This window comes from Enterobacter cloacae complex sp. IR5422, from assembly GCF_049238165.1.
In the GTDB taxonomy this organism is placed as follows: Bacteria; Pseudomonadota; Gammaproteobacteria; order Enterobacterales; family Enterobacteriaceae; genus Enterobacter; species Enterobacter roggenkampii.
The window spans coordinates 44,099-69,391 of the sequence record NZ_JBMKHT010000006.1; the positions used below are offsets into that span (position 1 = coordinate 44,099).

The 25,293-nt window shown below is 57.7% G+C and carries 23 protein-coding genes; 14 read left to right on the plus strand and 9 right to left on the minus strand.

The window, feature by feature from the left end; translation table 11 throughout:
- Positions 1-42 precede the first annotated feature (42 nt).
- Genes hofQ through pilM form a run of 5 tightly spaced genes read right to left on the minus strand, consistent with a single transcriptional unit; the run spans position 43 to position 3,313 of the window.
- A complete protein-coding gene (gene hofQ / locus ACOTXT_RS04760) occupies positions 43-1,281 on the minus strand; it encodes a DNA uptake porin HofQ (RefSeq protein WP_055321997.1) in 1,239 nt (412 codons plus the stop codon).
- The gene (locus ACOTXT_RS04765) at positions 1,193-1,597 is read right to left on the minus strand and encodes a HofP DNA utilization family protein (protein WP_032623079.1); all 405 of its coding nucleotides are present in this window, start codon (positions 1,595-1,597) and stop codon (positions 1,193-1,195) included. The genes hofQ and ACOTXT_RS04765 overlap by 89 nt, the downstream gene beginning before the upstream one ends.
- Positions 1,587-2,042, minus strand: a complete 456-nt coding sequence (locus tag ACOTXT_RS04770; RefSeq protein WP_055321998.1) for a hypothetical protein — start codon at positions 2,040-2,042, stop codon at positions 1,587-1,589. The genes ACOTXT_RS04765 and ACOTXT_RS04770 overlap by 11 nt, the downstream gene beginning before the upstream one ends.
- Before the next feature lie 3 nt (positions 2,043-2,045).
- The gene (locus ACOTXT_RS04775) at positions 2,046-2,540 is read right to left on the minus strand and encodes a PilN domain-containing protein (protein ID WP_055321999.1); all 495 of its coding nucleotides are present in this window, start codon (positions 2,538-2,540) and stop codon (positions 2,046-2,048) included.
- Positions 2,537-3,313: a pilus assembly protein PilM gene (gene pilM, locus ACOTXT_RS04780; protein ID WP_055322000.1), complete on the minus strand. Its 777-nt coding sequence runs from the start codon at positions 3,311-3,313 to the stop codon at positions 2,537-2,539. Before pilM ends, ACOTXT_RS04775 begins: the two co-directional genes overlap by 4 nt.
- 120 nt (positions 3,314-3,433) lie before the next feature.
- Here pilM and mrcA point away from each other — a divergent pair, with 120 nt between their 5' ends.
- Complete coding sequence (gene mrcA, locus ACOTXT_RS04785; RefSeq protein WP_023326230.1) at positions 3,434-5,986, plus strand: peptidoglycan glycosyltransferase/peptidoglycan DD-transpeptidase MrcA; 2,553 nt, start codon at positions 3,434-3,436, stop codon at positions 5,984-5,986.
- Positions 5,987-6,066: 80 nt separating this feature from the next.
- Here mrcA and nudE read toward each other — a convergent pair whose 3' ends face one another.
- Positions 6,067-6,627: an ADP compounds hydrolase NudE gene (gene nudE, locus ACOTXT_RS04790; RefSeq protein ID WP_008503041.1), complete on the minus strand. Its 561-nt coding sequence runs from the start codon at positions 6,625-6,627 to the stop codon at positions 6,067-6,069.
- Between the two features lie 324 nt (positions 6,628-6,951).
- Between nudE and ACOTXT_RS04795 the strand changes: the two genes are divergently transcribed.
- The 5 genes from ACOTXT_RS04795 to pckA all read left to right on the plus strand — a co-directional run bounded on the left by ACOTXT_RS04795 (position 6,952) and on the right by pckA (position 13,112).
- On the plus strand, positions 6,952-9,087 hold the full coding sequence (locus ACOTXT_RS04795) for an intracellular growth attenuator family protein (protein ID WP_333163901.1): 2,136 nt from the start codon (positions 6,952-6,954) through the stop codon (positions 9,085-9,087).
- A gap of 67 nt (positions 9,088-9,154) precedes the next feature.
- A complete protein-coding gene (yrfG, locus tag ACOTXT_RS04800; protein ID WP_008503043.1) occupies positions 9,155-9,838 on the plus strand; it encodes a GMP/IMP nucleotidase in 684 nt (227 codons plus the stop codon).
- Positions 9,835-10,236 carry a ribosome-associated heat shock protein Hsp15 gene (gene hslR, locus ACOTXT_RS04805; protein WP_008503044.1) on the plus strand — a complete coding sequence of 134 codons (402 nt, stop codon included), beginning with the start codon at positions 9,835-9,837 and terminating at the stop codon, positions 10,234-10,236. Before yrfG ends, hslR begins: the two co-directional genes overlap by 4 nt.
- Before the next feature lie 18 nt (positions 10,237-10,254).
- A complete protein-coding gene (gene hslO / locus ACOTXT_RS04810) occupies positions 10,255-11,139 on the plus strand; it encodes an Hsp33 family molecular chaperone HslO (RefSeq protein WP_161958630.1) in 885 nt (294 codons plus the stop codon).
- Positions 11,140-11,492: 353 nt separating this feature from the next.
- Positions 11,493-13,112, plus strand: a complete 1,620-nt coding sequence (gene pckA / locus ACOTXT_RS04815; RefSeq protein ID WP_055322002.1) for a phosphoenolpyruvate carboxykinase (ATP) — start codon at positions 11,493-11,495, stop codon at positions 13,110-13,112.
- 66 nt (positions 13,113-13,178) lie between these two features.
- Here pckA and envZ read toward each other — a convergent pair whose 3' ends face one another.
- On the minus strand, positions 13,179-14,525 hold the full coding sequence (gene envZ, locus ACOTXT_RS04820) for a two-component system sensor histidine kinase EnvZ (protein WP_008503047.1): 1,347 nt from the start codon (positions 14,523-14,525) through the stop codon (positions 13,179-13,181).
- On the minus strand, positions 14,522-15,241 hold the full coding sequence (ompR, locus tag ACOTXT_RS04825; protein ID WP_001157751.1) for a two-component system response regulator OmpR: 720 nt from the start codon (positions 15,239-15,241) through the stop codon (positions 14,522-14,524). Before ompR ends, envZ begins: the two co-directional genes overlap by 4 nt.
- A 228-nt stretch (positions 15,242-15,469) precedes the next feature.
- On the opposite strand from ompR, the gene greB reads away from it, so the two are divergent.
- The 5 genes from greB to feoC all read left to right on the plus strand — a co-directional run bounded on the left by greB (position 15,470) and on the right by feoC (position 21,510).
- On the plus strand, positions 15,470-15,943 hold the full coding sequence (greB, locus tag ACOTXT_RS04830) for a transcription elongation factor GreB (RefSeq protein WP_008503048.1): 474 nt from the start codon (positions 15,470-15,472) through the stop codon (positions 15,941-15,943).
- Positions 15,944-16,031: 88 nt separating this feature from the next.
- Positions 16,032-18,362 carry a Tex family protein gene (locus ACOTXT_RS04835; RefSeq protein WP_021242190.1) on the plus strand — a complete coding sequence of 777 codons (2,331 nt, stop codon included), beginning with the start codon at positions 16,032-16,034 and terminating at the stop codon, positions 18,360-18,362.
- A gap of 319 nt (positions 18,363-18,681) precedes the next feature.
- Positions 18,682-18,909, plus strand: coding sequence for a ferrous iron transporter A (gene feoA, locus ACOTXT_RS04840; protein WP_008503050.1), 228 nt, complete (start codon positions 18,682-18,684; stop codon positions 18,907-18,909).
- Between the two features lie 30 nt (positions 18,910-18,939).
- A complete protein-coding gene (feoB, locus tag ACOTXT_RS04845; RefSeq protein WP_021242189.1) occupies positions 18,940-21,258 on the plus strand; it encodes a Fe(2+) transporter permease subunit FeoB in 2,319 nt (772 codons plus the stop codon).
- A gap of 12 nt (positions 21,259-21,270) precedes the next feature.
- On the plus strand, positions 21,271-21,510 hold the full coding sequence (gene feoC / locus ACOTXT_RS04850) for a [Fe-S]-dependent transcriptional repressor FeoC (protein ID WP_008503052.1): 240 nt from the start codon (positions 21,271-21,273) through the stop codon (positions 21,508-21,510).
- Here the strand turns inward: feoC and bioH are convergent.
- Entirely contained in the window at positions 21,482-22,264 is a 783-nt protein-coding gene (gene bioH / locus ACOTXT_RS04855; protein ID WP_008503053.1) for a pimeloyl-ACP methyl ester esterase BioH, read from the minus strand. The two genes, feoC and bioH, sit on opposite strands and share 29 nt — an antisense overlap.
- A gap of 35 nt (positions 22,265-22,299) precedes the next feature.
- On the opposite strand from bioH, the gene gntX reads away from it, so the two are divergent.
- From gntX to gntT, 3 genes are all read left to right on the plus strand, one after another.
- The gene (gene gntX, locus ACOTXT_RS04860) at positions 22,300-22,983 is read left to right on the plus strand and encodes a DNA utilization protein GntX (RefSeq protein ID WP_055322004.1); all 684 of its coding nucleotides are present in this window, start codon (positions 22,300-22,302) and stop codon (positions 22,981-22,983) included.
- A 61-nt stretch (positions 22,984-23,044) separates the two neighbouring features.
- On the plus strand, positions 23,045-23,620 hold the full coding sequence (gene nfuA / locus ACOTXT_RS04865; protein WP_008503055.1) for a Fe-S biogenesis protein NfuA: 576 nt from the start codon (positions 23,045-23,047) through the stop codon (positions 23,618-23,620).
- A gap of 316 nt (positions 23,621-23,936) precedes the next feature.
- On the plus strand, positions 23,937-25,253 hold the full coding sequence (gene gntT / locus ACOTXT_RS04870) for a gluconate transporter (RefSeq protein WP_013099097.1): 1,317 nt from the start codon (positions 23,937-23,939) through the stop codon (positions 25,251-25,253).
- Positions 25,254-25,293 lie beyond the last annotated feature (40 nt).

Sequence of the window (25,293 nt, forward strand, 5' to 3'; positions counted from 1 at the left end):
GCAACAAACTGAATGCAAAATCATTGCGGGGATCGTTACCCGTCAGCGAATACCGACCAGACGTGGTGTAATAAACACCACTAGTTCACGCCGTTCGTTGTCTTTCCCGTCATGGCGAAAAAGCGATCCAATCCAGGGGATGCTTCCCAGACCGGGTACGTTGTCAGTGCCGGTTTTGTTCTTCTGGGAAAATATTCCGCCCAACGCCAGCGTTTCTCCACTTTTTACCTCCACCTGGGTTTCTATCTCCTGCTTATCGATAGCCAGCGTTTCGCCATCGGCCTGCTGCAGAACCTGTCCCGGCATATTTTCGCTGATGTGTAATTTCAGGCGCACGCGTCCCCCCGGCAACACCACCGGTGTGACCTCCATTCCGAGAACCGCCTCTTTAAACTCAACGGAGGTGGCGCCGCTTTCCCCGCTTGAGACCTGATACGGGATCTCACTGCCCTGCTTAATGCTGGCAGGTTGCATATGCGAGGCCAACAGCCGCGGGCTGGCGATAATATCGACCTGCTGTTTTTGCTCCAGCGCTGAAAGTTCCAGATCAAGCAACCTGCCGTTAATCCGACCGATATTAAACCCCACGTGGCTAGTGGCGCTGGCAACAGAAAGATCGCTGCCCAGCGTCGTCAGTTGTCCCACCTTGCCCGCATCGGTAGCGTCGGCGAGATTCCACTTCACCCCCAGCTCACGCAGGCTTTTTTCGTTAATGGTCACAATATGCGCCGCCAGTTCGACCTGCTCGACGGGAATATCCATCTCGGCGGCCCAGCGCTGCAGCGTATCCACCGCAGCCTGGTTATCCCGAATCAGCAGACGGTTAGTACGTTTGTCGACGGATAAACTCCCCTTTGGGCTCAGGAGTTTTTCCGCGGCTTTTTGCAGCTCCCCGGCATCCGCATAAGAAAAGGGAATGCCCTGAGTGACCAGCGGGGCATCAAGCTGTCGACGCGACTGTTCTTGTTCTGAACGCTCCCGCTGTTCACGCTGCCAGGCCGCGGTATGCACATAAAAAATACCGCCCTCCTCGCGCAAGACGAGTCCGGCGCTGGAGACGACCGTCCGTAACGCCTGCCTCCAGGGGACGCGCGTCAGGTTAAGCGAAAGCGTACCGCTGACATCAGGCGATACCACCAGATTACGGTTCTCCTGTGCGACCAGGGCCTGTAACACCTGGACCACAGGCACGTCATCCACCACCAGCGTGACCGGTTTTGGCGCGGCGGCCCACAGCGGTTGGCTGAACGCCAGCAGCCACAGCATTATCCGTAAATTCATTTTTGTCCGTTCCTTCTCGTTGCCACGTCCATTTTCCCGGGTCACAGGTGTCACCCACATCAACTGCCAGCTCCGCTGCATTGACGGCGGTTATCCTCCAGCCAGCCGGGAAGCGCTCATGCATTTTCAGCCGGTGCCAGCGCTTTTGCCCATCCTGTAAAATGCCGATAGTCTCCTGCCCTTCCACCATGCCGCGAAAGCGCCACTGCGCCAGCTCGCCAATGGCGCAAGGATCGTCCGGAGGACGAAACGGATCGCGCATACCGGTCAATAGCAGCACTGAGCAAACCAGCAAACATCGCGCGCTATTTCGCATGTTCCAGCTCCAGCTGCAGGCGTAACGCCCTACCTTGTGGCGCAATTGCGAAAGCGGCGATCTCCACATCCTGCTGTGCCAGCCGGGAAAAAAGTTCCGGAATGGCCTGCCACTCCGCATCCAGCGCCAGCTCCCCTCCATTCTGCAGCGGCTTCCAGTGAACCAGCGTCGTCTCATCGCCCTGAAAATTGAGCGGGGAGAACGGCGCCAGCTCCCGAGCCTTCGCAGAGTCCGGACGAAACGGCCCCTTTCTGACGGCAGGCCATAACGATGCGTTAGTGCTTACATCCTCAATCAGCTGGCGTTGTTGTTCAGCACACTGCCTGTCTACCGGTCTGAGCAACGCGCCCCACGCGACCAGCCCTGCCAGGAGACTCCCCAGGCACCAGCAGAGTACCCGATGCCAGGGACGGCTTTCGCACCAGCGTTCTAACAAGGTATTCACGCGTTACCCCTCGCTTTTGAGATGAAGCGTAAACATCCAGTGCCCCCGGCTATCCTGCCGAAGCTCGCCCGGCGTCCCGGGCGTAAAGCCCGCTATTTGGCCAAGCGCATCGCGCAGAGCAGAGAGGGCCGGCAGGGTGATGGCATAACCGGTCAAAATCAACGCAGGCGGCTGATAGCGCAGCTCTGTCAGCCAGACCTGTGAAGGAATGGCGCGGGAAAGGGAGGCCAGCACCGGTTGCCATGCGCGTCGTTGCCTGGTTTGCGCGGGTAGCTGCGCCTGTGCGGCCAGTTTTTGCCGGGCGACCAGCGTGTGCTGCACGGACTGCATTCCCGTCAGATCCGTTTGCAGCGCGCGCAGTTTCACGAACTGGTTCATCCGCAGACAAACAATGACTACGAACATCAACAGTACTGTACTGATACACATTGCGCCCCAGAAGCGCATGCATCGCGCGCGCCGCTGCTGTCGCCAGGGCAGAAAATTCAGGATGCTCATCCGGGCACCTCGCTCATGGCCAACGCCAGCGCGACGGTATAATCAGCCCCGCATTCCGGCAGCGGAGCATGGCAGCGTTCCAGGATTTCCCACGGATCACGTCGGCAATCAAACAGCGCGATGTCATCCGGACCAAGCGCCAGCAGCGCCGCCAGCTCGGCCACGTTTTCTGCTTCGGTAGTTAAGCGGCGTCCCCACTGGTGGCGCATCGCCCAGAGCCACTGCCGATCGTCCCGCCAGGCGACGCACTTCGCTGGCGCCACTGCGGGAAGAAGATTCGTCAGCGCGCTGGCATCCGGGGTAATGGTCACCAGCCGCAAACGCAGCGTTTTCGCCAGCGCCAGAAGGGTATCGACCTCGTTGTTTTGTGCGGCCGTCACGTGAAAGGTATTGCTGAAGGTATCCTGGGCGTAGTCGAAACAGAGGGTATCGGCAGACATCTCCAGTTCGCGGGCGAGCGCGCTACCCAGCCATGAGAGCTGCTCGCTGTCGCGCAGCGCAACGGTCGGACGGGGAAGCGACCGCTGCAGAGTGCGTGCTGCCGGGAAAGAGAGGAACACCCGATGAGCGTGCGGCAGCGTTTTTCGCCAGTCGCGCAACGCATCAACCAGCTGTTCTGGCTGACAAATTTTGCCGTCACGAATGATGCCTTCGCCCAGCGGGATTGCCCACCAGCGCCGCAGACGCCAGCCGGACTTATTCCGGTCCAGCGCCACGATCAGCACCCTATCCTGTTGAATATGAACGCCCGTTTGCCATGTTTTGAAGGCCATGCTTCACGATCTCCTTATCGCCCGTCGCCCTGACGGCTATATCAATGAATCAGGCTTGCCTTTATACTACCGCGCGATTGTTTAGAAACTGCCCAAGTGAAACCAAATGGGAAATCTCCGGTGAAGTTCGTAAAGTATTTATTCATCCTTGCAGTCTGTTGCATTCTGCTGGGAGCAGGCTCGATTTACGGTTTGTACAAATATATTGAGCCACAGCTACCTGATGTCGCCACGCTTCGCGATGTGCGTCTCCAGATCCCGATGCAGGTCTATAGCGCCGATGGCGAGCTCATGGCGCAGTATGGCGAGAAGCGTCGTATCCCGCTGACCTTAAACCAAATTCCACCCGTGATGGTGAAAGCCTTTATCGCCACGGAGGACAGCCGTTTTTACGAGCACCACGGTGTCGATCCGGTGGGGATTTTCCGTGCCGCGAGCATTGCGTTGTTCTCTGGTCACGCCTCTCAGGGGGCGAGTACCATTACGCAGCAGCTGGCGCGTAACTTCTTCCTCAGCCCTGAAAAGACGCTGACCCGTAAGATCAAAGAGGTGTTCCTGGCGATCCGTATTGAGCAGCTGCTGAGCAAAGACGAGATCCTTGAGCTGTACCTCAATAAAATCTACCTGGGCTACCGTGCCTATGGCGTGGGGGCGGCTGCGCAGGTGTACTTCGGTAAGCCTGTGGAGCAACTCACCTTAAGCGAAATGGCCACCATCGCCGGTCTGCCAAAAGCGCCGTCCACCTTTAACCCGCTCTACTCGCTCGATCGCGCCACCGCGCGTCGTAACGTCGTCCTGTCACGTATGCTGAGCGAAGGCTATATCAGCCAGAGCGAGTACGACCAGGCGCGCAACGACGTCATTGACGCTAACTACCATGCTCCGGAGATCGCCTTCTCTGCGCCTTACCTGACCGAAATGGTTCGCCAGGAGATGGTGAATCGCTATGGCGACAAGGCCTATGAAGATGGCTATCGCGTGTACACCACCGTCACCCGTAAAGTGCAGCAGGCGGCGCAGGACGCGGTACGCAACAACGTGATGGACTACGATATGCGTCACGGCTATCGCGGCCCGTCAAACGTGCTCTGGAAGGTGGGCGAAAGCGCGTGGGACAGCAAAAAAATCATCAGTACGCTGAGAGCACTGCCTACCTACGGTCCGCTCCTTCCTGCCGTGGTGACGCAGGCCGATCCTCAGGAAGCCGTTGCGACGCTCGCGGACGGTACGTCCGTCTCCCTGCGCATGGACGGTATCCGTTGGGCGCGTCCGTACCGCTCGGATACCCTGCAGGGCGCCACGCCGCGTAAAGTGACCGATGCGGTACAGACCGGGCAGCAAATCTGGGTGCGCAAGGTTGGCGAATCCTGGTGGCTGGCGCAGGTGCCGGACGTCAACTCGGCCCTGGTTTCTATCAATCCGCAGAACGGCGCTGTACTGGCCCTGGTCGGCGGGTTCGATTTCAACCAGAGCAAATTTAACCGCGCCACCCAGGCGCTGCGTCAGGTCGGTTCGAATATCAAACCGTTCCTCTACACGGCCGCGATGGATAAGGGCCTGACCCTCGCCAGCATCCTAAACGACGTGCCAATCTCCCGCTGGGATGCGGGGGCGGGTTCCGACTGGCAGCCGAAAAACTCCCCTGCGGAATATGCCGGCCCGATTCGTCTTCGTCAGGGTCTGGGACAGTCGAAAAACGTGGTGATGGTGCGTGCCATGCGCGCCATGGGCGTCGACTATGCCGCAGAGTATCTGCAGCGCTTCGGTTTCCCGGCGCAGAACATCGTTCGCACCGAGTCGCTGGCGTTAGGCTCAGCCTCCTTTACGCCGCTTCAGGTCGCGCGTGGATACTCGGTGATGGCCAACGGCGGCTTCCTGATTGACCCGTACTTCATCAGCAAGATCGAGAACGATCAGGGCGGCGTGCTGTTCGAGGCGAAGCCGAAAATTGCCTGCCCTGACTGCGATATTCCGGTCATTTATGGCAATACGCCGAAATCTGAAGTACTTGAAAACAAGGACATGGAAGACCCTGCCGTGTCGCAGGAGCAGCAGAACGGCGTGGTGCCGCAGCCGCAGCTCGAGCAGGCGAACCAGGCGCTGGTGGCGCAGACCGGCGCGCAGGAATACGCCCCGCATGTGATCAACACGCCGCTGTCTTTCCTGATCAAAAGCGCGCTGAACACCAACATCTTCGGTGAGCCAGGCTGGCAGGGTACCGGCTGGCGCGCAGGACGCGATCTGCAGCGCCATGATATCGGCGGTAAAACGGGGACAACCAACAGCTCGAAAGACGCGTGGTTCTCCGGTTACGGTCCGGGCGTGGTGACCTCGGTCTGGATCGGCTTCGACGATCACCGCCGCGATTTAGGGCGTACCACGGCCTCCGGCGCGATTAAAGATCAGATTTCCGGCTATGAAGGCGGCGCGAAGAGCGCGCAGCCAGCCTGGGACGCCTACATGAAGGCCGTTCTTGAAGGCGTGCCGGAGCAGCCGCTGACGCCACCGCCAGGCGTGGTGACGGTCAATATCGACCGCAGCACGGGCCAGCTCGCCAACGGCGGTAATAGTCGCGAGGAGTATTTCATCGAGGGCACACAGCCAACCACACAGGCGGTGCATGAGGTGGGTACAGAGATTATCGATAACGGCGAAACGCACGAGCTGTTCTAAATGTAAAAATGCCCGGTAAAAACCGGGCAACACAGCGTAGGCCGGGTCAGGCGAAGCCGCCACCCGGCTTTTTTTATGGCCTACAGCCGCCCCTGCCCCTTCAGCCACTCCCGTACCAGGAACAGCGCGCTCACGTTGCGAGCCTCATTAAAGTCAGGGTCTTCCAGGAGGTCCATCAGGTGCGCCAGCGGCCAGCGAACCTGCGGCAGCGGCTCCGGCTCATCCCCTTCCAGCGATTCAGGATAGAGATCTTCCGCCACCACGATATTCATTTTGCTGGAAAAATAGGACGGCGCCATGCTCAGTTTTTTCAGGAATGAAAGCTCATTCGCCCCGAACCCCACCTCTTCTTTCAGCTCGCGGTTTGCCGCTTCAAAGACGGTTTCGCCCGGGTCGATCAGCCCTTTCGAGAACCCAAGCTCGTAAGATTCCGTTCCCACAGCGTATTCGCGGATCAAAATCAGATGATCGTCGACAATCGGCACAATCATCACCGCTTCGCGCGACGAGGGGCGCATACGTTCATAAACGCGACGCACACCGTTGCTGAACTCCAGATCCACACTTTCGACATTAAACAGGCGCGATTTGGCGACTGTTTCAACATTCAGAATGGTGGGTTTTTGTAGTGGTTTGCTCATCGTGATGGGTCTTAGCAGTGAGAACTGGCGTTATTGTGCGATACGCCGCACGGTTTCGGCAATGTCAATCGTTCTTTATTTACATTTATGCAACGTAGCAGGGATCAATCCTCAATTCAAAACAAATGTCAAGAGGTTGAAATGTTTCCAGGAATTTGCTGATATCGCGCCATAACAGGCTTTGCTATCATCACCGGTCACTGGGATGCGCTTCAGAATGCTCAAGTTCGACTCCATACTTGCCGATAGCCAGCCACAGACTCTCATTCAATGTAAAGGTGCTACTGACTACACCTGTAAGAAGATAAGTAAGATGGGGAAAGCATGAGCACCATTTTGATTGTTCTCGCTGCTATGCTGGCCGGCGCATTGGTTGCAGGGTGGTTGTACAGGCGCCGCATACAGCGCCGTTATCGCCTGCCTTTTTTAACTGCATTTGCGGGCGCGACCACGCGTAAACTCACGCAAGACGAGCGCGATGCGGTTGAAAACTATCTCGAAATCCTAAACCGTACTCAGCTCACGCCTGGGCCAACGGGTGCCACCGCTGCGCCCGTGGCGTTAAAGCTTAATGCGCAGAGTGATACCGTGCTCTGCGTGACGCGTTCCATCACGCGCTACGGCATCACGACTGATGACCCCAACAAGTGGCGCTATTACCTTGATTCCGTCGAAGTGCATCTCCCTCCGTCCTGGGAGCAATACATTAATGACGAAAACAGCGTTGAGCTGATTCACACCGATTCATTGCCTCTGGTTATCTCGCTTAACGGCCACACGCTGAATGAATATCTTCAGGAAGCCCCGCGTTTTGCGCTGGAGCGCGCCAGTTCGACGCAGGCTTCTATTCGTGGCGAAGAGACAGAGCAGATTGAACTGCTGAACATTCGCCAGGAGACGCATGAAGAGTACGCCCTGAGCCGCCCGGACGGCATTCGTGAAGCCCTGCTGATCGTCGCCGCCTTCCTGCTCTTTTTTTTCTGCCTGCTGACGCCGGATGTGTTTGTCCCCTGGCTGGCGGGCGGTGCGGTGCTGCTGCTGGCGGGCGGGTTTTGGGGGCTCTTTGCTCCGCCGGCCAAAACCTCGTTGCGCGAGATCCACTGCCTGCGCGGGACGCCAAAGCGCTGGGGTCTGTTCGGTGAAAACGATCAGGAACACCTCAACAATATCTCGCTCGGGATTATTGATCTGATTTACCCGCGCCACTGGCAACCGTGGATCGCGCAGGATTTAGGCCAGAAAACCGATATTGATATCTACCTTGACCGCCACGTTGTGCGTCAGGGACGCTTCTTATCCCTGCATGATGAAGTGAAAAATTTCCCGCTTCAGCACTGGCTTCGCAGCACGGTCATTGCAGGGGGCGCGGCGCTGGTCTTAGTCATGCTGCTGCTTTTCGTGCCGCTGGATATGCCCATCAAATTCACCCTGTCGTGGATCAAAGGGGCGCAAACCATTGAAGCGACCAGCGTCAACAAGCTGGATGAAGCCGGCGTGCGCGTGGGGGACACGCTGCGCCTGAAGGGAACCGGGATGTGTAATATTCACACGCCGGGGGCATGGAACACGCGTCAGAACTCGCCGTTCATGCCTTTCGATTGCTCGCAAATTATCTGGAACGACGCACCGCCGCTGCCGCTGCCGGAATCAGAAGTGGTGAATAAAGCCACGGCGCTTACCCAGACGGTTAACCGCCAGCTGCACCCGAAACCGGACGATGATTCACGCGTTAGTCCCGCACTGCGTTCGGCCATTCAAAAATCAGGCATGGTTCTGCTGGATGATTTTGGTGACATCGTTCTGAAAACGCAGGATCTCTGTTCTTCGCAGGATGAGTGCATACGTCTTAAAAATGCCCTGGTCAACCTGGGGAACAGTAAAGACTGGGACTCGCTGGTAAAGCGCGCCGAAGCGGGACGACTGGATGGCGTCAACGTGCTGCTGCGTCCGGTGAGTGCTGAATCGCTGGATAACCTGGTCGCCACCTCCACATCACCGTTTATGATGCGCGAAACCACCCGGGCGGCTCAGGCGCTGAACAGCCCGGCACCGGGAGGCTTTGTGATTGCAAGCGATGAAGGCAGCGACCTGGTCGATCAGCCTTACCCGCAGGTTGCGCTTTATGACTACCCGGCGCAGGAGCAGTGGAGCCAGTTCCAGCGCCTGGCGCAGATGCTAATGCAAACGCCGTTCAGCGCAGAAGGGATTGTCACGAGTGTTTATACCGACGCCAACGGCACTCGCCATATCGGCCTGCACCGGATGCCGGATAGCGCAGGTTTATGGCGCTACATCGGCACCTCTCTGCTGATGACCGCGATGCTGATCGCCATTTTCTGGAACGGCTTTATGGCCCTGCGACGCTACCAGCGCTCGCGCACCCGGCTTGCAGAGATCCAGCAATATTATGAAAATTGCCTCAATCCTAAGCTGATCCCCTCCTCTGAGAGCCTGATCTGATAACGTCGTTGCGCGACAAGATGTGCTACCCTGTCGCGCACGATTCTTCTGGCTGGAGTTCCCCCCTATGCATCTTGATATCGACTGGCAGCAGGTCGACACCGTTCTGCTGGATATGGACGGCACGCTGCTCGATCTCGCCTTTGATAACTATTTCTGGCAAACGCTGGTGCCGGAAACCTATGGCGAGCAGCAGGGAATCTCCCCGGCAGAAGCGCAGGCATTCATTCGTTCGCAATATAGCGCCGTGCAACATACGCTAAACTGGTACTGTCTGGACTACTGGAGCGAGCGCCTCGGTCTGGATATTTGTGCCATGACCACCGCCCAGGGTCCACGCGCCGTGCTGCGCGAGGATACGGTTCCGTTCCTGGATGCGCTGAAAGCCAGCGGCAAACGCCGTATTTTGCTGACCAATGCGCATCCCCATAACCTGGCCGTGAAGCTGGAGCATACGGGTCTGGCATCACACCTTGATTTATTACTTTCCACCCACACATTTGGTTATCCGAAAGAGGATCAGCGGTTGTGGCATGCGGTGAAGGAAGAGACGGGCTTGCAGCCGGAACGTACGCTGTTCATTGACGACAGCGAGCCCATTCTGGATTCCGCGGCAAGGTTTGGCATTCGCTATTGTCTGGGCGTCACCAATCCTGACTCTGGCCTGGCTGAAAAAAGCTATCTGCGCCACCCGGGACTGAACGACTACCGCCAGATGATCCCCTCACTGACCGTGAAGGAGAGGCCATGAAAGAAAAACCCTCTGACGGGGTAAGACTGGATAAATGGCTGTGGGCGGCGCGTTTTTATAAAACGCGCGCCCTTGCCCGCGAGATGATTGACGGCGGAAAGGTGCATTACAACGGCCAGCGCAGCAAACCAAGCAAGCTGGTTGAGCTGAATGCCACCTTAACGCTGCGTCAGGGCAACGATGAACGTACGGTAGTGATTAAAGCCATTACCGAACAACGACGGCCCGCCCCGGAAGCCGTCCTGCTTTATGAAGAGACGGCGGAAAGCATTGAAAAGCGCGAGAAGACCGCGCTGGCGCGCAAAATGAATGCGCTGACCATGCCCCACCCGGACCGGCGACCGGACAAAAAAGAGCGCCGCGATCTGATGAAATTTAAACATGGTGAGAGCGAGTAACCCTCACCCGCACGAGAGATGAAAATGGCCCAACACGACCAATTACACCGCTATCTGTTTGAACAATTCGCCGTGCGCGGCGAACTGGTCACCGTATCCGAAACCTGGAAACAGATTCTGGAAAACCACAACTACCCGCTGCCGGTGAAGACCCTGTTGGGCGAACTGCTGGTTGCCACCAGCCTGCTGACCGCAACGCTGAAGTTTGCCGGCGATATCACCGTGCAGCTGCAGGGTGACGGCCCAATGTCGCTGGCGGTGATCAACGGCAATAACCAGCAGCAGATGCGCGGCGTGGCGCGCGTTCAGGGCGACGTGCCTGAAAATGCTGACCTCAAAACGCTGGTAGGTAATGGCTACCTGGTGATCACCATCTCCCCGGAGGAAGGTGAACGCTATCAGGGCGTGGTCGGTCTGGAAGGCGATACCCTGGCAGCCTGCCTGGAAGATTACTTCATGCGTTCTGAACAGCTGCCGACGCGTCTCTTCATCCGCACCGGTGAAGTGGACGGTCAGCCTGCTGCTGGCGGCATGCTGCTGCAGGTTCTGCCTGCGCAGGACGCGCAGACCAATGATTTCGAGCACCTGGCAACACTGACCGAAACCATCAAGGCGGAAGAGCTGTTCAACCTGTCGGCGACCGACGTGCTGTGGCGTCTGTACCACGAAGAAGAAGTGACCGTCTACGACCCGCAGTCCGTGGAGTTTAAGTGCACCTGCTCCCGCGAGCGCTGCGCTGGCGCACTGAAAACCCTGCCGGATGAAGAGATCGACAGCATCATGGCGGAAGACGGTGAAATTGATATGCACTGTGACTACTGCGGTACGCACTATGTGTTCAATTCGATGGATATCGCTGAGATCCGCAACAACGCCTCCCCGGCGGATCCGCAGGTTCACTAAACCTCTTTCCCCTCACCCTCTTCCGTTTGGGAAGAGGGCTGGGTTGAGGGGTAAAAAACACCCCCCAAGCTGAATCGTTTTCCCAATGTAACTCTTACGTAATTTTCTTACGTGTATGCGATTACATTCACATTCTTTCCGATAAAATCACCAGCCTTTAACCTTTTCGGAACATTTTCCCCAACAAAAAAGCGATTCCTGCGATAATCCGCCTGCGCTGTGACTGGAGTCGCAGCGTTTTCCGTTAGTAAGGGTTTTGTCCAGATGCGTGAATCTATGAGCCCCGTCGCGGTAAACAACCTCAGAAAAACCCTACAATTTCAGGCAGTACATATTGGCTAAGGAGCAGTGATATGCGTGTTACTGGTTTAACCCCGCAAGATCTCAAGGCTTATGGTATTCACGACGTCCAGGAAGTCGTCTACAACCCCGACTACGATACGCTGTATCAGGAAGAGCTCAATCCAGCACTGGAAGGATACGAGCGCGGTGTGTTGACGAATCTTGGTGCTATCGCCGTCGATACCGGTATTTTTACCGGTCGTTCGCCGAAAGATAAGTATATCGTCCGAGACGAAACCACCCGCGATACGCTGTGGTGGGCTGACAAGGGCAAAGGGAAGAACGACAACAAACCGCTCTCTCCGGAAATCTGGCAGCACCTGAAAGGGCTCGTCACCCATCAACTTTCCGGCAAGCGTTTGTTTATTGTCGACGCTTTCTGCGGCGCTAATGCCGACACCCGTCTCTCCGTACGTTTTATCACCGAAGTGGCCTGGCAGGCGCATTTCGTGAAAAACATGTTTATTCGTCCAACCGACGAAGAGCTGCAGGACTTCACCCCTGATTTCATCGTGATGAACGGCGCGAAATGCACCAACCCACAGTGGAAAGAGCAGGGTCTGAACTCCGAAAACTTTGTTGCCTTCAACCTGACCGAGCGTATCCAGCTGATCGGCGGTACCTGGTACGGCGGCGAAATGAAGAAAGGGATGTTCTCGGTCATGAACTACCTGCTGCCGCTGCGGGGCATCGCCTCCATGCACTGCTCGGCTAACGTCGGTGAAAAAGGCGACGTGGCGGTCTTCTTCGGCCTGTCCGGCACCGGGAAAACCACCCTGTCTACCGATCCAAAACGTCGTCTGATTGGTGATGACGAACACGGCTGGGATGACGACGGCGTATTCAACTTTGAAGGCGGCTGCTACGCGAAGACCATTCGCCTGTCTGAAGAGGCCGAGCCGGATATCTTCCACGCGATCCGTCGCGATGCGCTGCTGGAAAACGTCACCGTGCGTGCCGACGGCTCCATCGACTTCGACGATGCGTCGAAAACGGAAAACACCCGCGTCTCTTACCCCATCTACCACATCGACAACATCGTGAAGCCGGTGTCAAAAGCGGGTCATGCCACGAAGGTCATTTTCCTGACGGCGGATGCGTTTGGCGTGCTGCCGCCGGTGTCTCGCCTGACGGCCAGCCAGACGCAGTACCACTTCCTCTCCGGCTTTACCGCCAAGCTGGCGGGTACCGAGCGCGGCGTGACGGAGCCAACCCCAACCTTCTCCGCCTGCTTCGGCGCAGCCTTCCTGTCGCTGCACCCGACGCAGTACGCTGAAGTGCTGGTGAAACGCATGCAGGCATCCGGCGCGCAGGCATACCTGGTGAACACCGGCTGGAACGGTACCGGCAAACGTATTTCCATCAAAGATACCCGCGCCATTATCGACGCTATTCTGGATGGTTCTCTGGACGACGCCGAAACCTTCACGCTGCCGATGTTTGACCTGGCGATCCCAACGTCGCTGCCGGGTGTGGATACGCATATCCTCGACCCGCGCAATACGTACGGTTCGCCTGAACAGTGGCGCGAGAAAGCGGAATCGCTGGCGAAGCTGTTTATCGAGAACTTCGAGAAGTATACCGATACCCCGGCGGGTGCTGCGCTGGTGAGCGCGGGTCCAAAACTGTAGTCCATGTCGGGTGGCGGCTTCGCCTTACCCGACCTGCAAAAAAGGGTGGCTCATGCCACCCTTTTTTCAACTCTCTTTCACCTGCCCCCGCGTGACCGGAACCGGCAACCAGGCGCGAATGCTCAACCCACCCCGCTCGCTGGTACCAATCTCCAGCAACCCGTTATGGTTATCCACAATACGCTGCACAATCGCCAGGCCTAAGCCCGTACCGCTGGTGCTGCGCGCGCTGTCGCCGCGCACAAACGGCTGGAACAGATGCTTACGCTGCTCGGGTTTAATGCCCGGGCCGTCGTCTTCCACCTGGAACCAGGCGCGGTTGAGCTCAGACCCGCTGCTGACCTTAATCCAGCCGTTGCCGTAGCGCGCCGCGTTGACCACCATGTTCGCCACCGCGCGCTTAATGGAGAGCGGGTGCATACGAACCTGAATTTCACCGGCCTGAAGGTCAGTATCAATTTCACGCTCGTAGCCGCTTTCTGCCGCCACCACTTCACCCAGCACCGCGTTCAGGTCCGCCATTTCCATCGGCATCTCCTGGCCGGTGCGCAGGTAGTCGATGAACTGCTCGATGATGGCATTGCACTCTTCGATGTCCTTGTTGATGGACTCGGCAAGGTAACCATCCTCTTCCCCCATCATCTCCGTCGCCAGACGAATACGCGTCAGGGGGGTGCGCAGGTCATGGCTCACGCCCGCCATCAGCAGCGTACGGTCATCCGCCAGCTGCTTCACGCCTGCCGCCATATGGTTAAACGCACGCGTCACCGAGCGGACTTCCGAAGCGCCATACTCGCGCAGCGGAGGAGGAATAATGCCTTTACCGACCTGCAGCGCAGCGTGCTCCAGGTCGACCAGCGGTCGGTTTTGTATTCGGATAAACAGCCAGGCTCCGCCTATCGCCAGCAGCATAATCGCCAGGGTATAGCGGAACAGCGGCGAGAAATCGCCCTGATGGATTTCGGTCAGCGGGACGCGCACCCAGATGTTGGGTGACAGCCAGGTTTTCAGCCAGACAACGGGCGAGCTTTTGTTGACCTCGACGCGCACTTCCGTCGGGCCACCCAGCTGCTGCGCCATCTGCTGGCTGAGGAATTCATAGTGCTGCGCCCAGCGCAGACCCGCGTCTTCCGCCGCTTCATTCGAATAGAGCGAGATGCCCAGTTCACGGTAGATTTCACGACGAAACGCCGGGGGAACAACCAGCTGCGTGCCGTCCTCCAGCTGCAGCTTATCGGTCATCAGCATACGCACTTCGTAGGCCAGGACCTTATTAAATTGCTGGAGGCTCGGCAGGATCGCAAAGTTCAGCACCACCAGGTAGGTCGTCACCAGGCTGACGAACAGCAGGGTGACGATCAGTAACAGGGTGCGGGCAAACGAGCTTCGCGGCGAGAAGCGCATTCGCCTCATGCTTTAGAGCCGTCCGGGACGAACACGTAGCCCAGACCCCACACGGTCTGAATATAACGAGGATGCGCCGGATCTTCTTCCACCATGCGGCGCAGACGGGAGATCTGCACGTCGATGGAGCGTTCCATTGCGGAGTATTCGCGACCGCGCGCCAGGTTCATCAGCTTGTCGCGGGAGAGCGGTTCACGCGGGTGGCTGACCAGCGCTTTCAGCACCGCAAACTCGCCGCTGGTGAGCGGCATTGGCTCGTCTTCACGGAACATTTCGCGCGTGCCGAGGTTCAGCTTGAACTTGCCGAAGGCAATAACGGCTTCTTCCTGCGACGGTGCGCCCGGCAGCTCGTTCGCCTGACGGCGCAGCACGGCGCGAATGCGCGCCAGCAGTTCACGCGGGTTAAACGGTTTTGGAATGTAGTCGTCGGCGCCGATTTCGAGGCCCACGATACGGTCAACTTCTTCGCCCTTCGCCGTTACCATAATGATCGGCATCGGGTTGCTCTGGCTGCGCAGACGGCGGCAGATAGAGAGCCCGTCTTCGCCTGGCAGCATCAGGTCGAGAACCATCAGATGGAAAGATTCACGGGTCAACAGACGATCCATTTGCTCAGCGTTCGCGACGCTGCGAACCTGGAAGCCCTGCTCGGTCAGATAACGCTCCAGCAGCGCACGCAGGCGCATGTCGTCATCCACGACCAGAATTTTATAGTTTTCTTGCATTGTGTGTACTCCCAAAGGTTCGGATAGTCTTTGTAACAGCGTATTCTAAAAAAGTGCACGTATTCGACCAGTTAATTCTGGTATAAATTCTAGTCGAAATTGTTACAAAGCATATTTAACAGCAGCTTATCTTTTCATTTCACCACATAAATTATTATTAATCCTGTCTGTTACACTGTGTGGTACGTATTGTGCGCAAAACAGAGAACCGGCAGCAAAGGCAGCACCATGAAAACGCCCCTGATCACCCGCGAAGGGTACGAGAAGCTCAAAAAAGAGATGGATTTCCTCTGGCGCGAAGAGCGTCCTGAGGTGACCAAAAAGGTGACCTGGGCCGCGAGCCTGGGCGATCGCAGCGAAAACGCTGACTACCAGTATAACAAGAAGCGGCTGCGCGAAATTGACCGCCGTGTACGCTATCTGACGAAGTGCCTTGAGAACCTGAAAATCGTCGATTACTCCCCGCAGCAGGAGGGCAAGGTCTTCTTCGGCGCGTGGGTGGAGATTGAAAACGACGACGGTGACACCCTGCGTTTTCGCATCGTCGGCTACGATGAAATTTTTGGTCGTAAGGATTACATCTCCATCGACTCCCCGATGGCCCGCGCGCTGCTGAAAAAGGAAGTGGGGGATCTGGCCGTCGTGCAAACCCCAGCCGGTGAAGCCAGCTGGTACGTTAATGAGATCGTCTACGTAAAATAGTCCGAGAGCGCCCTCCCCGGCTGGCATTTTGCCGTGTCAGCCCGTATAACTATCCCCTGATTTTTTCGACTCAACAGATGATAAAGCCATGATGAAAGATTCGCTCTGCCGCATTATTGCGGGTGAACTTCAGGCCAGAGCCGAACAGGTAGAAGCTGCCGTTCGCCTGCTTGATGAAGGGAACACCGTGCCGTTTATTGCACGCTATCGTAAGGAAGTCACCGGCGGTTTGGATGACACGCAGCTGCGTAACCTGGAGACCCGTCTGGGCTATCTGCGCGAGCTGGAAGAACGTCGTCAGGCGATCCTCAAATCTATCGGCGAACAGGGCAAGCTGACCAGCGAGCTGGAAAGCGCCATTAACGGCACCCTGAGCAAAACCGAACTCGAAGACCTCTATCTGCCGTACAAGCCGAAGCGCCGCACGCGCGGACAGATTGCAATTGAAGCGGGTCTTGAGCCGCTGGCCGACCTGTTGTGGAACGAGCCGTCCCACGATCCGGATACCGAAGCGGCGAAATTCATCGACGCCGACAAAGGCGTAGCGGACACCAAGGCCGCCCTCGACGGCGCACGCTACATTCTGATGGAGCGCTTCGCTGAAGATGCCGCCCTCCTCGCTAAAGTGCGTGATTACCTGTGGAAGAACGCCCACATCGTCTCTACCGTCGTCGCGGGTAAAGAGGAAGAAGGCGCGAAATTCCGCGACTACTTCGATCACCACGAACCGATTTCCACCACCCCTTCCCACCGCGCGCTGGCAATGTTCCGCGGCCGCAACGAAGGCGTGCTGCAGCTCTCCCTGAACGCCGACCCGCAGTTTGACGAGCCGCCGAAAGAGAGCCACTGCGAGCAGATCATCATCGACCATCTCGGCCTGCGCCTGAACAACGCCCCGGCTGACAGCTGGCGCAAAGGCGTGGTGAGCTGGACCTGGCGCATCAAGGTGCTGATGCACCTCGAAACCGAGCTGATGGGCACCGTGCGCGAACGCGCCGAAGATGAAGCCATCAACGTCTTCGCCCGCAACCTGCACGACCTGCTGATGGCCGCCCCTGCTGGCCTGCGCGCGACCATGGGTCTCGATCCGGGTCTGCGTACCGGTGTAAAAGTCGCTGTCGTTGACGGCACCGGCAAGCTGGTCGCCACCGATACCATCTATCCGCACACCGGCCAGGCAGCGAAAGCGGCCGTCGTGGTGGCGGCGCTGTGCGAAAAATACAACGTCGAACTTGTCGCCATCGGCAACGGTACGGCGTCCCGCGAAACCGAACGTTTCTATCTCGACGTGCAGAAGCAGTTCCCGAAAGTGACGGCGCAGAAAGTGATCGTCAGCGAGGCCGGGGCGTCCGTCTATTCTGCGTCCGAGCTGGCGGCCCAGGAGTTCCCGGACCTGGACGTTTCCCTGCGCGGTGCAGTCTCGATCGCTCGCCGCCTGCAGGATCCGCTGGCGGAACTGGTGAAGATCGATCCGAAATCGATCGGCGTGGGCCAGTATCAGCATGACGTGAGCCAGACTCAGCTGGCGCGCAAGCTGGATGCGGTGGTGGAAGACTGCGTAAACGCCGTTGGCGTTGACCTGAACACCGCCTCCGTCCCTCTGCTGACCCGCGTAGCGGGCTTAACCCGCATGATGGCGCAAAACATCGTCGCCTGGCGCGATGAGAACGGCCAGTTCCAGAACCGTCAGCAGCTGCTGAAGGTAAGCCGTCTGGGGCCAAAAGCGTTTGAGCAGTGCGCGGGCTTCCTGCGCATCAACCACGGCGATAACCCGCTCGATGCCTCCACCGTTCACCCGGAAGCGTACCCGGTGGTGGAACGCATCCTGGCCGCCACCCAGCAGGCGCTGAAGGATCTCATGGGCGACAGCAGCGCCCTGCGCAACCTGAAAGCCGTTGATTTCACTGACGACAAATTTGGTGTGCCAACCGTTACCGACATTATTAAAGAGCTGGAAAAACCGGGCCGCGATCCGCGTCCTGAGTTCAAAACGGCGACCTTTGCTGACGGTATCGAGACCATGAACGACCTGCTGCCAGGCATGGTGCTGGAAGGTGCGGTGACTAACGTCACCAACTTTGGCGCGTTCGTGGATATCGGCGTGCATCAGGATGGCCTGGTCCATATCTCATCCCTTGCCGACAAGTTCGTTGAAGACCCGCACACCGTGGTCAAAGCGGGCGACATCGTGAAGGTCAAAGTGCTGGAAGTGGATCTGCAGCGCAAGCGTATCGCCCTGACCATGCGTCTGGACGAGCAGCCGGGTGACACCAGCGCGCGCCGCGGCGGCAACGGCGGGGGCCGCGAGCAGCAGCGTCCGGCCGCGAAAGCGGCAAAACCGCGTGGACGTGACGCCCAGCCTGCAGGCAACAGCGCGATGATGGATGCGCTGGCGGCCGCGATGGGTAAAAAACGCTAAGGTTGTACATGCCCGGTGGCGCTACGCTTACCGGGCCTACGGTTTTGTAGGCCGGGCAAACGCAGTGCCGCCCGGCAAGCAGGCCGCAGGGAATTAAAATAAATAGCGTGTAGCCATATTTAAACCGCGAATTATCACCCCGTTAACAAATACCTCTCTTTTCGTTTTCCCGGCATTTCAGCAAATATTGAGCAAGGTCAAACAGGCCGTAAATTAATACCGTAAACAACATTCCGTCACAGTTTTAATATTGCTGATAAAAACTATTCTCATTATCATCGCATAGTAGATAATTTAACCTTTCGTGGAATCAGGCGTTATGCAATTCACTCCAGACAGTGCATGGAAGATTACCGGTTTTACCCGCGAAATTAGCCCGGCCTATCGGCAAAAGCTGCTGTCGCTTGGCATGCTGCCCGGCTCGTCATTCCAGGTCGTACGCGTGGCGCCGTTAGGCGATCCGGTTCATATCGAAACCCGACGCGTGAATCTGGTCCTGCGTAAAAAAGACCTCGCGTTAATAGAAGTCGAAGCCTTATCCCGATAACAAGCCAGCGGTTTCAGTGAGTCCAGAAAAATGAAAAAGTTAACTATTGGCTTAATTGGCAATCCTAATTCCGGCAAGACTACGCTTTTTAACCAGCTGACCGGGGCTCGCCAGCGCGTGGGCAACTGGGCGGGCGTAACGGTTGAACGTAAAGAGGGCCAGTTCACGACGACAGACAACCAGGTGACGCTGGTTGACCTTCCCGGCACCTACTCCTTAACCACCATTTCGTCGCAAACTTCGCTCGATGAGCAAATCGCCTGTCACTACATTCTTGGCGGCGATGCGGATCTGCTGATCAACGTGGTCGATGCCTCGAACCTCGAGCGTAACCTCTATCTGACGCTGCAGCTGCTGGAGCTGGGTATCCCCTGCATCGTGGCGCTCAACATGCTCGACATCGCAGAGAAACAAAAGCTACGCATCGACGTTGATGCCCTCTCCGCGCGCCTCGGGTGCCCGGTCGTTCCGCTGGTCTCGACGCGCGCGCGCGGTATTGATGCGCTGAAGCTGGCCATTGACCGTCACGCGGGAAATCGCGACGTTGAGCTGGTGCACTACGCCCAGCCTCTCCTGCGCGAAGCCAACGTGCTGGCGCAGGAGATGGACAAAGCCATGCCTGCTAAACAGCGCCTGTGGCTTGGCCTGCAGATGCTGGAAGGGGATATCTACAGCCGCGCTTATGCCGGTCATGCGGCCGATAAGCTGGACGTGACGGTGGCCCGTCTTAGCGACGAGCTGGACGACCCGGCGCTGCACATCGCCGATGCCCGTTACCAGGCTATCGCCTCGATCTGCGACGTGGTCAGTAACGCGCTGACGGCGGAACCCAGCCGCTTTACGGCGGCGGTGGATAAGATTGTGCTCAACCGCTTCCTCGGTTTGCCGATCTTCCTGCTGGTGATGTACGTGATGTTCCTGCTCGCCATTAACATCGGTGGCGCGCTGCAGCCGATTTTTGACGCCGGTTCCGTCGCGGTCTTCGTGCACGGCATTCAGTGGGTGGGCTACACCCTGCACTTCCCGGAATGGCTCACCATCTTCCTCGCGCAGGGGATCGGCGGCGGTATCAATACCGTTCTGCCGCTGGTGCCGCAGATCGGCATGATGTACCTGTTCCTCTCGTTCCTGGAAGATTCCGGCTACATGGCGCGCGCGGCGTTCGTGATGGATCGTCTGATGCAGGCGCTGGGCCTGCCGGGCAAATCCTTCGTCCCGCTGATCGTCGGCTTCGGCTGTAACGTGCCGTCGGTGATGGGCGCGCGCACGCTGGATGCACCGCGCGAGCGTCTGATGACCATCATGATGGCGCCGTTTATGTCCTGCGGTGCCCGACTGGCGATCTTTGCGGTCTTTGCGGCAGCCTTCTTTGGCCAGCAGGGCGCGCTGGCGGTCTTCTCGCTGTACGTCCTGGGCATCGTGATGGCGATCCTGACCGGCTTAATGCTGAAACACACCATCATGCGCGGTGAAGCGTCGCCGTTCGTGATGGAGCTGCCGGTGTACCACGTCCCCCATCTGAAAAGCCTGGCGATCCAGACCTGGCAGCGTCTGAAAGGCTTCGTCCTGCGCGCCGGTAAGGTGATTGTCATCGTCAGCGTTTTCCTGAGCGCGCTGAACAGCTTTACCCTGAGTGGACAGGCAGCGGATAACATTAACGACTCTGCCCTCGCCTCCGTCAGCCGCGTCATCACGCCGGTCTTCAAACCGATTGGCGTGCATGAGGATAACTGGCAGGCAACCGTCGGGCTGTTTACCGGCGCGATGGCAAAAGAGGTGGTTGTCGGTACCCTGAACACGCTCTACACCGCCGAGAACATTCAGGAGCAGGAATTTAACCCGGCGGAGTTTCACCTCGGTGACGAACTGCTGGGTGCCGTAGAGGAAACCTGGCAGAGCCTGAAGGACACCTTCAGCCTGAGCGTGCTGGCGAACCCGATTGAGGCGAGCAAAGGCGACGGCGAGATGGCGACCGGTGCCATGGGCGTGATGGGCGAGAAGTTTGGCAGCGCGTCCGCGGCCTACAGCTACCTCATCTTCGTTCTGCTCTATATTCCATGCATCTCCGTGATGGGGGCGATTGCCCGCGAGTCCAGCCGCGGCTGGATGGGCTTCTCCATCCTGTGGGGATTAAACATCGCGTATTCGCTGGCGACGCTGTTTTATCAAACCGTTAATTTCAGCCAGCACCCGCGCTACAGCCTGGTCTGCATTCTCGCGGTTGTGCTGTTTAACGTGATCGTTCTCGGCCTGCTGCGGCGGGCACGCAGCCGCGTCGACATCGACCTGCTGGCAAACCGTAAAACCGCCGCAACCTGCTGCAACAGCCCGGCAGGCGACTGTCACTAAGGAGCACACCCCATGGCATCGTTGATTCAGGTTCGTGACCTGCTGGCACTGCAGGGGCGAATGGAGGCGAAACAGCTGAGCCTCAGCCTGCATACGCCGCAGCCGATGATCGACGCCATGCTGGAAAGACTGGAAGCCATGGGGAAAGCGGTGCGCATTCAGGAAGAGCCGGACGGTTGTCTGTCCGGCAGCTGTAAACATTGCCCGGAAGGAAAAGCCTGCCTCAGGGAGTGGTGGGCACTGCGCGAATAAAGGCGGACAGCGCCGAACAAAACTCGCCAGGATGTGAAATAAATGGCGCGTGTGCCGCTTTAGCAACCACCATTGATTGGCTTTCCGGCCACAGGTTATCCAACAGTGGCACCACCTTACGCGGAACCAGCCCGTCCAGATAGCCATACATACGCAGGTGCGGAAGCGCCAGCGACGCCAGCGGTTCACGCAGATCGATCGTCTTGAGTATCTCAAGCCCCCCGTTAAGCACCTCAACGTCAGGCATCGGCAGCGACAGCACGGTCTGCTTCAGCGTGCGCGCGTCCTGACGCGCGGTTTCTGTACCCATCGTCTGCAGCGCGAGAAAACGCTCCACCGTCCGCTGGAAATCGTCGCTTAGCTGCTGCTGGAATCCTGCCAGCACTTCAGGCTTGATCCCCGGCCACGCGTCCTGCGCGCTAAAGCAGGGTGACGAGGCAACGGTAACCAGCGCGCTTACGCGCCCGGGGTTATCCAGCGCAATCTTGCTTGCCACCAGCCCGCCCAGGCTCCAGCCCAGCCAGACAGCGTTTTGCGGCGCGGCGTCCAGAACCTGCTGCGCCATCTCATCAAGCGACATCGCGCCAAAGCCGCGGCTGCGGCCATAACCCGGCAAATCCACCAGATGCAGCGTAAATTGCGAGGCAAGTTCCTCGCTTACGCAACGCCACACTTCAGCATTCAGTCCCCATCCGTGCAGCAGCACAAGATGGCAATTTCCCGTTCCGACGGTCTGCCACCACAGCGTCTTCATCAGTTACTGTTCTCTTTTTCACATGGAGGTTGCACATGCTAACAGTACCTGGGTTGTGCTGGCTATGCCGAATGCCGCTGGCACTCAGCAGGTGGGGCATCTGCTCCGTCTGTACGCGATCGCTGCAATGGCGTATCGGGATCTGTCCACAATGTGGTTTACCGGCCACAAATCCCTCTTTGCCCTGTGGCCGGTGCCTGAAAAAATCCCCGCCGTGGAGCGCGCTGGTGGCGGTGGATAATTATGTTCCGCCGCTGAGCAGGCTGATTCACGCGCTGAAGTTTTCCGGTCAAAGTTCCCTGGCACAGCCCCTTGCGCGACTGCTACTGCTGGCGGTTTTGCAGGCGCGGCGCCACCGCGCATTGCCGAAAATCGACAGGGTGGTAAATGTCCCCCTGTACCGACGTCGGCACTGGCGGCGGGGCTATAACCAGAGTGACCTGATCTGCCGTCACCTCGCCCGGTGGCTTGGCTGTCAGTATGATGCCCGCGCGCTGACGCGTGTTCATGCCACCGCCATCCAGCATCAGCTCAGCGCCCGGCTTCGCAAAAGAAACCTCAAAAATGCCTTTCGCCTTGAATTGCCGGTCGACGGTCTCCATATCGCGATTGTGGATGATGTCGTCACCACAGGCAGTACCGTTGCTGAACTTTCCCGACTGCTTTTGCAAAGCGGCGCCGCGTCGGTTCAGGTATGGTGTCTGTGCCGTACCTTGTAGCCCTTCTTCAATGGGCGTATGATTATACCCAGGTAATTTAGTCAACTATTAGGCCAAAGCTATGATCCGTATTTCCGATTCTGCACAAGCGCACTTTGCCAAACTGCTGGCAAATCAGGAAGAAGGGACGCAGATCCGTGTGTTTGTGATCAATCCAGGCACGCCGAATGCAGAATGTGGTGTTTCTTATTGTCCTCCGGACGCCGTGGAAGCCACCGACACTGCCCTTAAATTTGAACAGCTCACCGCCTATGTTGATGAGCTGAGCGCACCGTATCTTGAAGATGCGGAGATCGACTTCGTCACCGATCAGCTGGGATCTCAGCTGACCCTGAAAGCGCCGAACGCGAAAATGCGTAAAGTGTCTGACGATGCCCCGCTGATGGAGCGCGTTGAGTATCTGCTGCAATCCCAGATTAACCCGCAGCTGGCTGGCCATGGCGGTCGTGTTTCCCTGATGGAAATCACCGACGAAGGTTTTGCCATTCTGCAGTTTGGCGGCGGCTGTAACGGCTGTTCAATGGTCGATGTCACCCTGAAAGAAGGGATCGAGAAGCAGCTGCTGAACGAGTTCCCGGAACTGAAAGGCGTGCGTGACCTGACCGAACACCAGCGCGGCGAGCACTCTTATTACTGATTCATTGCCCGTCTGTATTGCCCGGTGGCGCTGCGCTTACCGGGCCTACAAAACCCTGCTCCCCCTCTTCACTCCCCTCTATATGTTGACCTGCGTCTCATAATTCACATTTTGCCTTCCAGGGTGATTCTCAATCACGCCATGTTACCCGTATCATTCCCATGGGCACTAAGCACACTCATAACAGCCGACTAAACTTAATCGTTTAAAAGGCATCAGTATTAGTGCCGTTACTTCTCTGTTCCCAGTTGGGACAACCGGAATTTGTCGTTGAAACAATGACGTTACCCATAACAATTCAAAGGCCAGGTAAATCATGCCATTAGTCATCGTTGCTATCGGTGTTGTGTTATTACTGCTCTTGATGATCCGCTTCAAAATGAACGGATTTATCGCTCTGGTTCTGGTGGCACTTGCAGTCGGTCTGATGCAGGGGATGCCGCTGGTTAAAGTTATCAGCTCGATTAAAGCCGGTGTCGGCGGCACGCTCGGCAGCCTGGCGTTGATCATGGGCTTCGGCGCCATGCTCGGTAAAATGCTGGCGGACTGCGGTGGCGCCCAGCGTATTGCCACCACGCTTATCGACAAATTTGGTAAGAAGAACATTCAGTGGGCAGTGGTGTTAACCGGCTTTACCGTTGGTTTCGCGCTGTTCTATGAAGTAGGCTTCGTGCTGATGCTGCCGCTGGTGTTCACCATTGCGGCTGCCGCGAGCATCCCGCTGCTGTATGTCGGTGTGCCAATGGCCGCGGCGCTGTCCGTGACCCACGGCTTCCTGCCGCCGCACCCGGGCCCAACCGCTATCGCCACCATCTTCCACGCCGACATGGGTAAAACCCTTCTGTTCGGCACGATTCTGGCGATCCCGACGGTGATTCTGGCAGGCCCGGTTTATGCCCGCTTCCTGAAAGGCATTGATAAGCCGATTCCGGAAGGTCTGTACAGCGCCAAAACCTTCACCGAAGAAGAGATGCCTGGCTTTGGCGTCAGCGTCTGGACCTCTCTGGTACCGGTGATCCTGATGGCGATGCGCGCCGTGGCAGAGATGGTTCTGCCAAAAGGTCATGCGTTCCTGTCCGTTGCAGAATTCCTGGGTGACCCGGTGATGGCAACGCTGATTGCCGTGCTGATCGCAATGTTCACTTTCGGTCTGAACCGCGGCCGCTCCATGGATCAGATCAACGACACGCTGACCTCTTCCATCAAAATCATTGCCATGATGCTGCTGATCATCGGCGGTGGCGGTGCGTTCAAACAGGTTCTGGTTGACAGCGGCGTGGACAAATACATCGCTGCTATGATGCATGAAACCAACGTGTCGCCGCTTCTGATGGCCTGGTCTATTGCCGCGGTTCTGCGTATTGCGCTGGGTTCTGCGACCGTTGCAGCGATCACCGCAGGCGGCATCGTTGCGCCGCTGATTGCCACCACGGGCGTGAGCCCTGAGCTGATGGTTATCGCCGTCGGTTCCGGTAGCGTGATTTTCTCTCACGTAAACGATCCGGGCTTCTGGCTGTTCAAGGAGTACTTCAACCTGACGATCGGTGAAACCATCAAGTCCTGGTCTGCGCTGGAAACCATTATTTCGGTGTGCGGTCTGGTCGGGGTGCTGCTGCTGAATATGGTGGTCTGATGCCCTAAGTCGGGTGGCGGCTACGCCTTACCCGACCTAC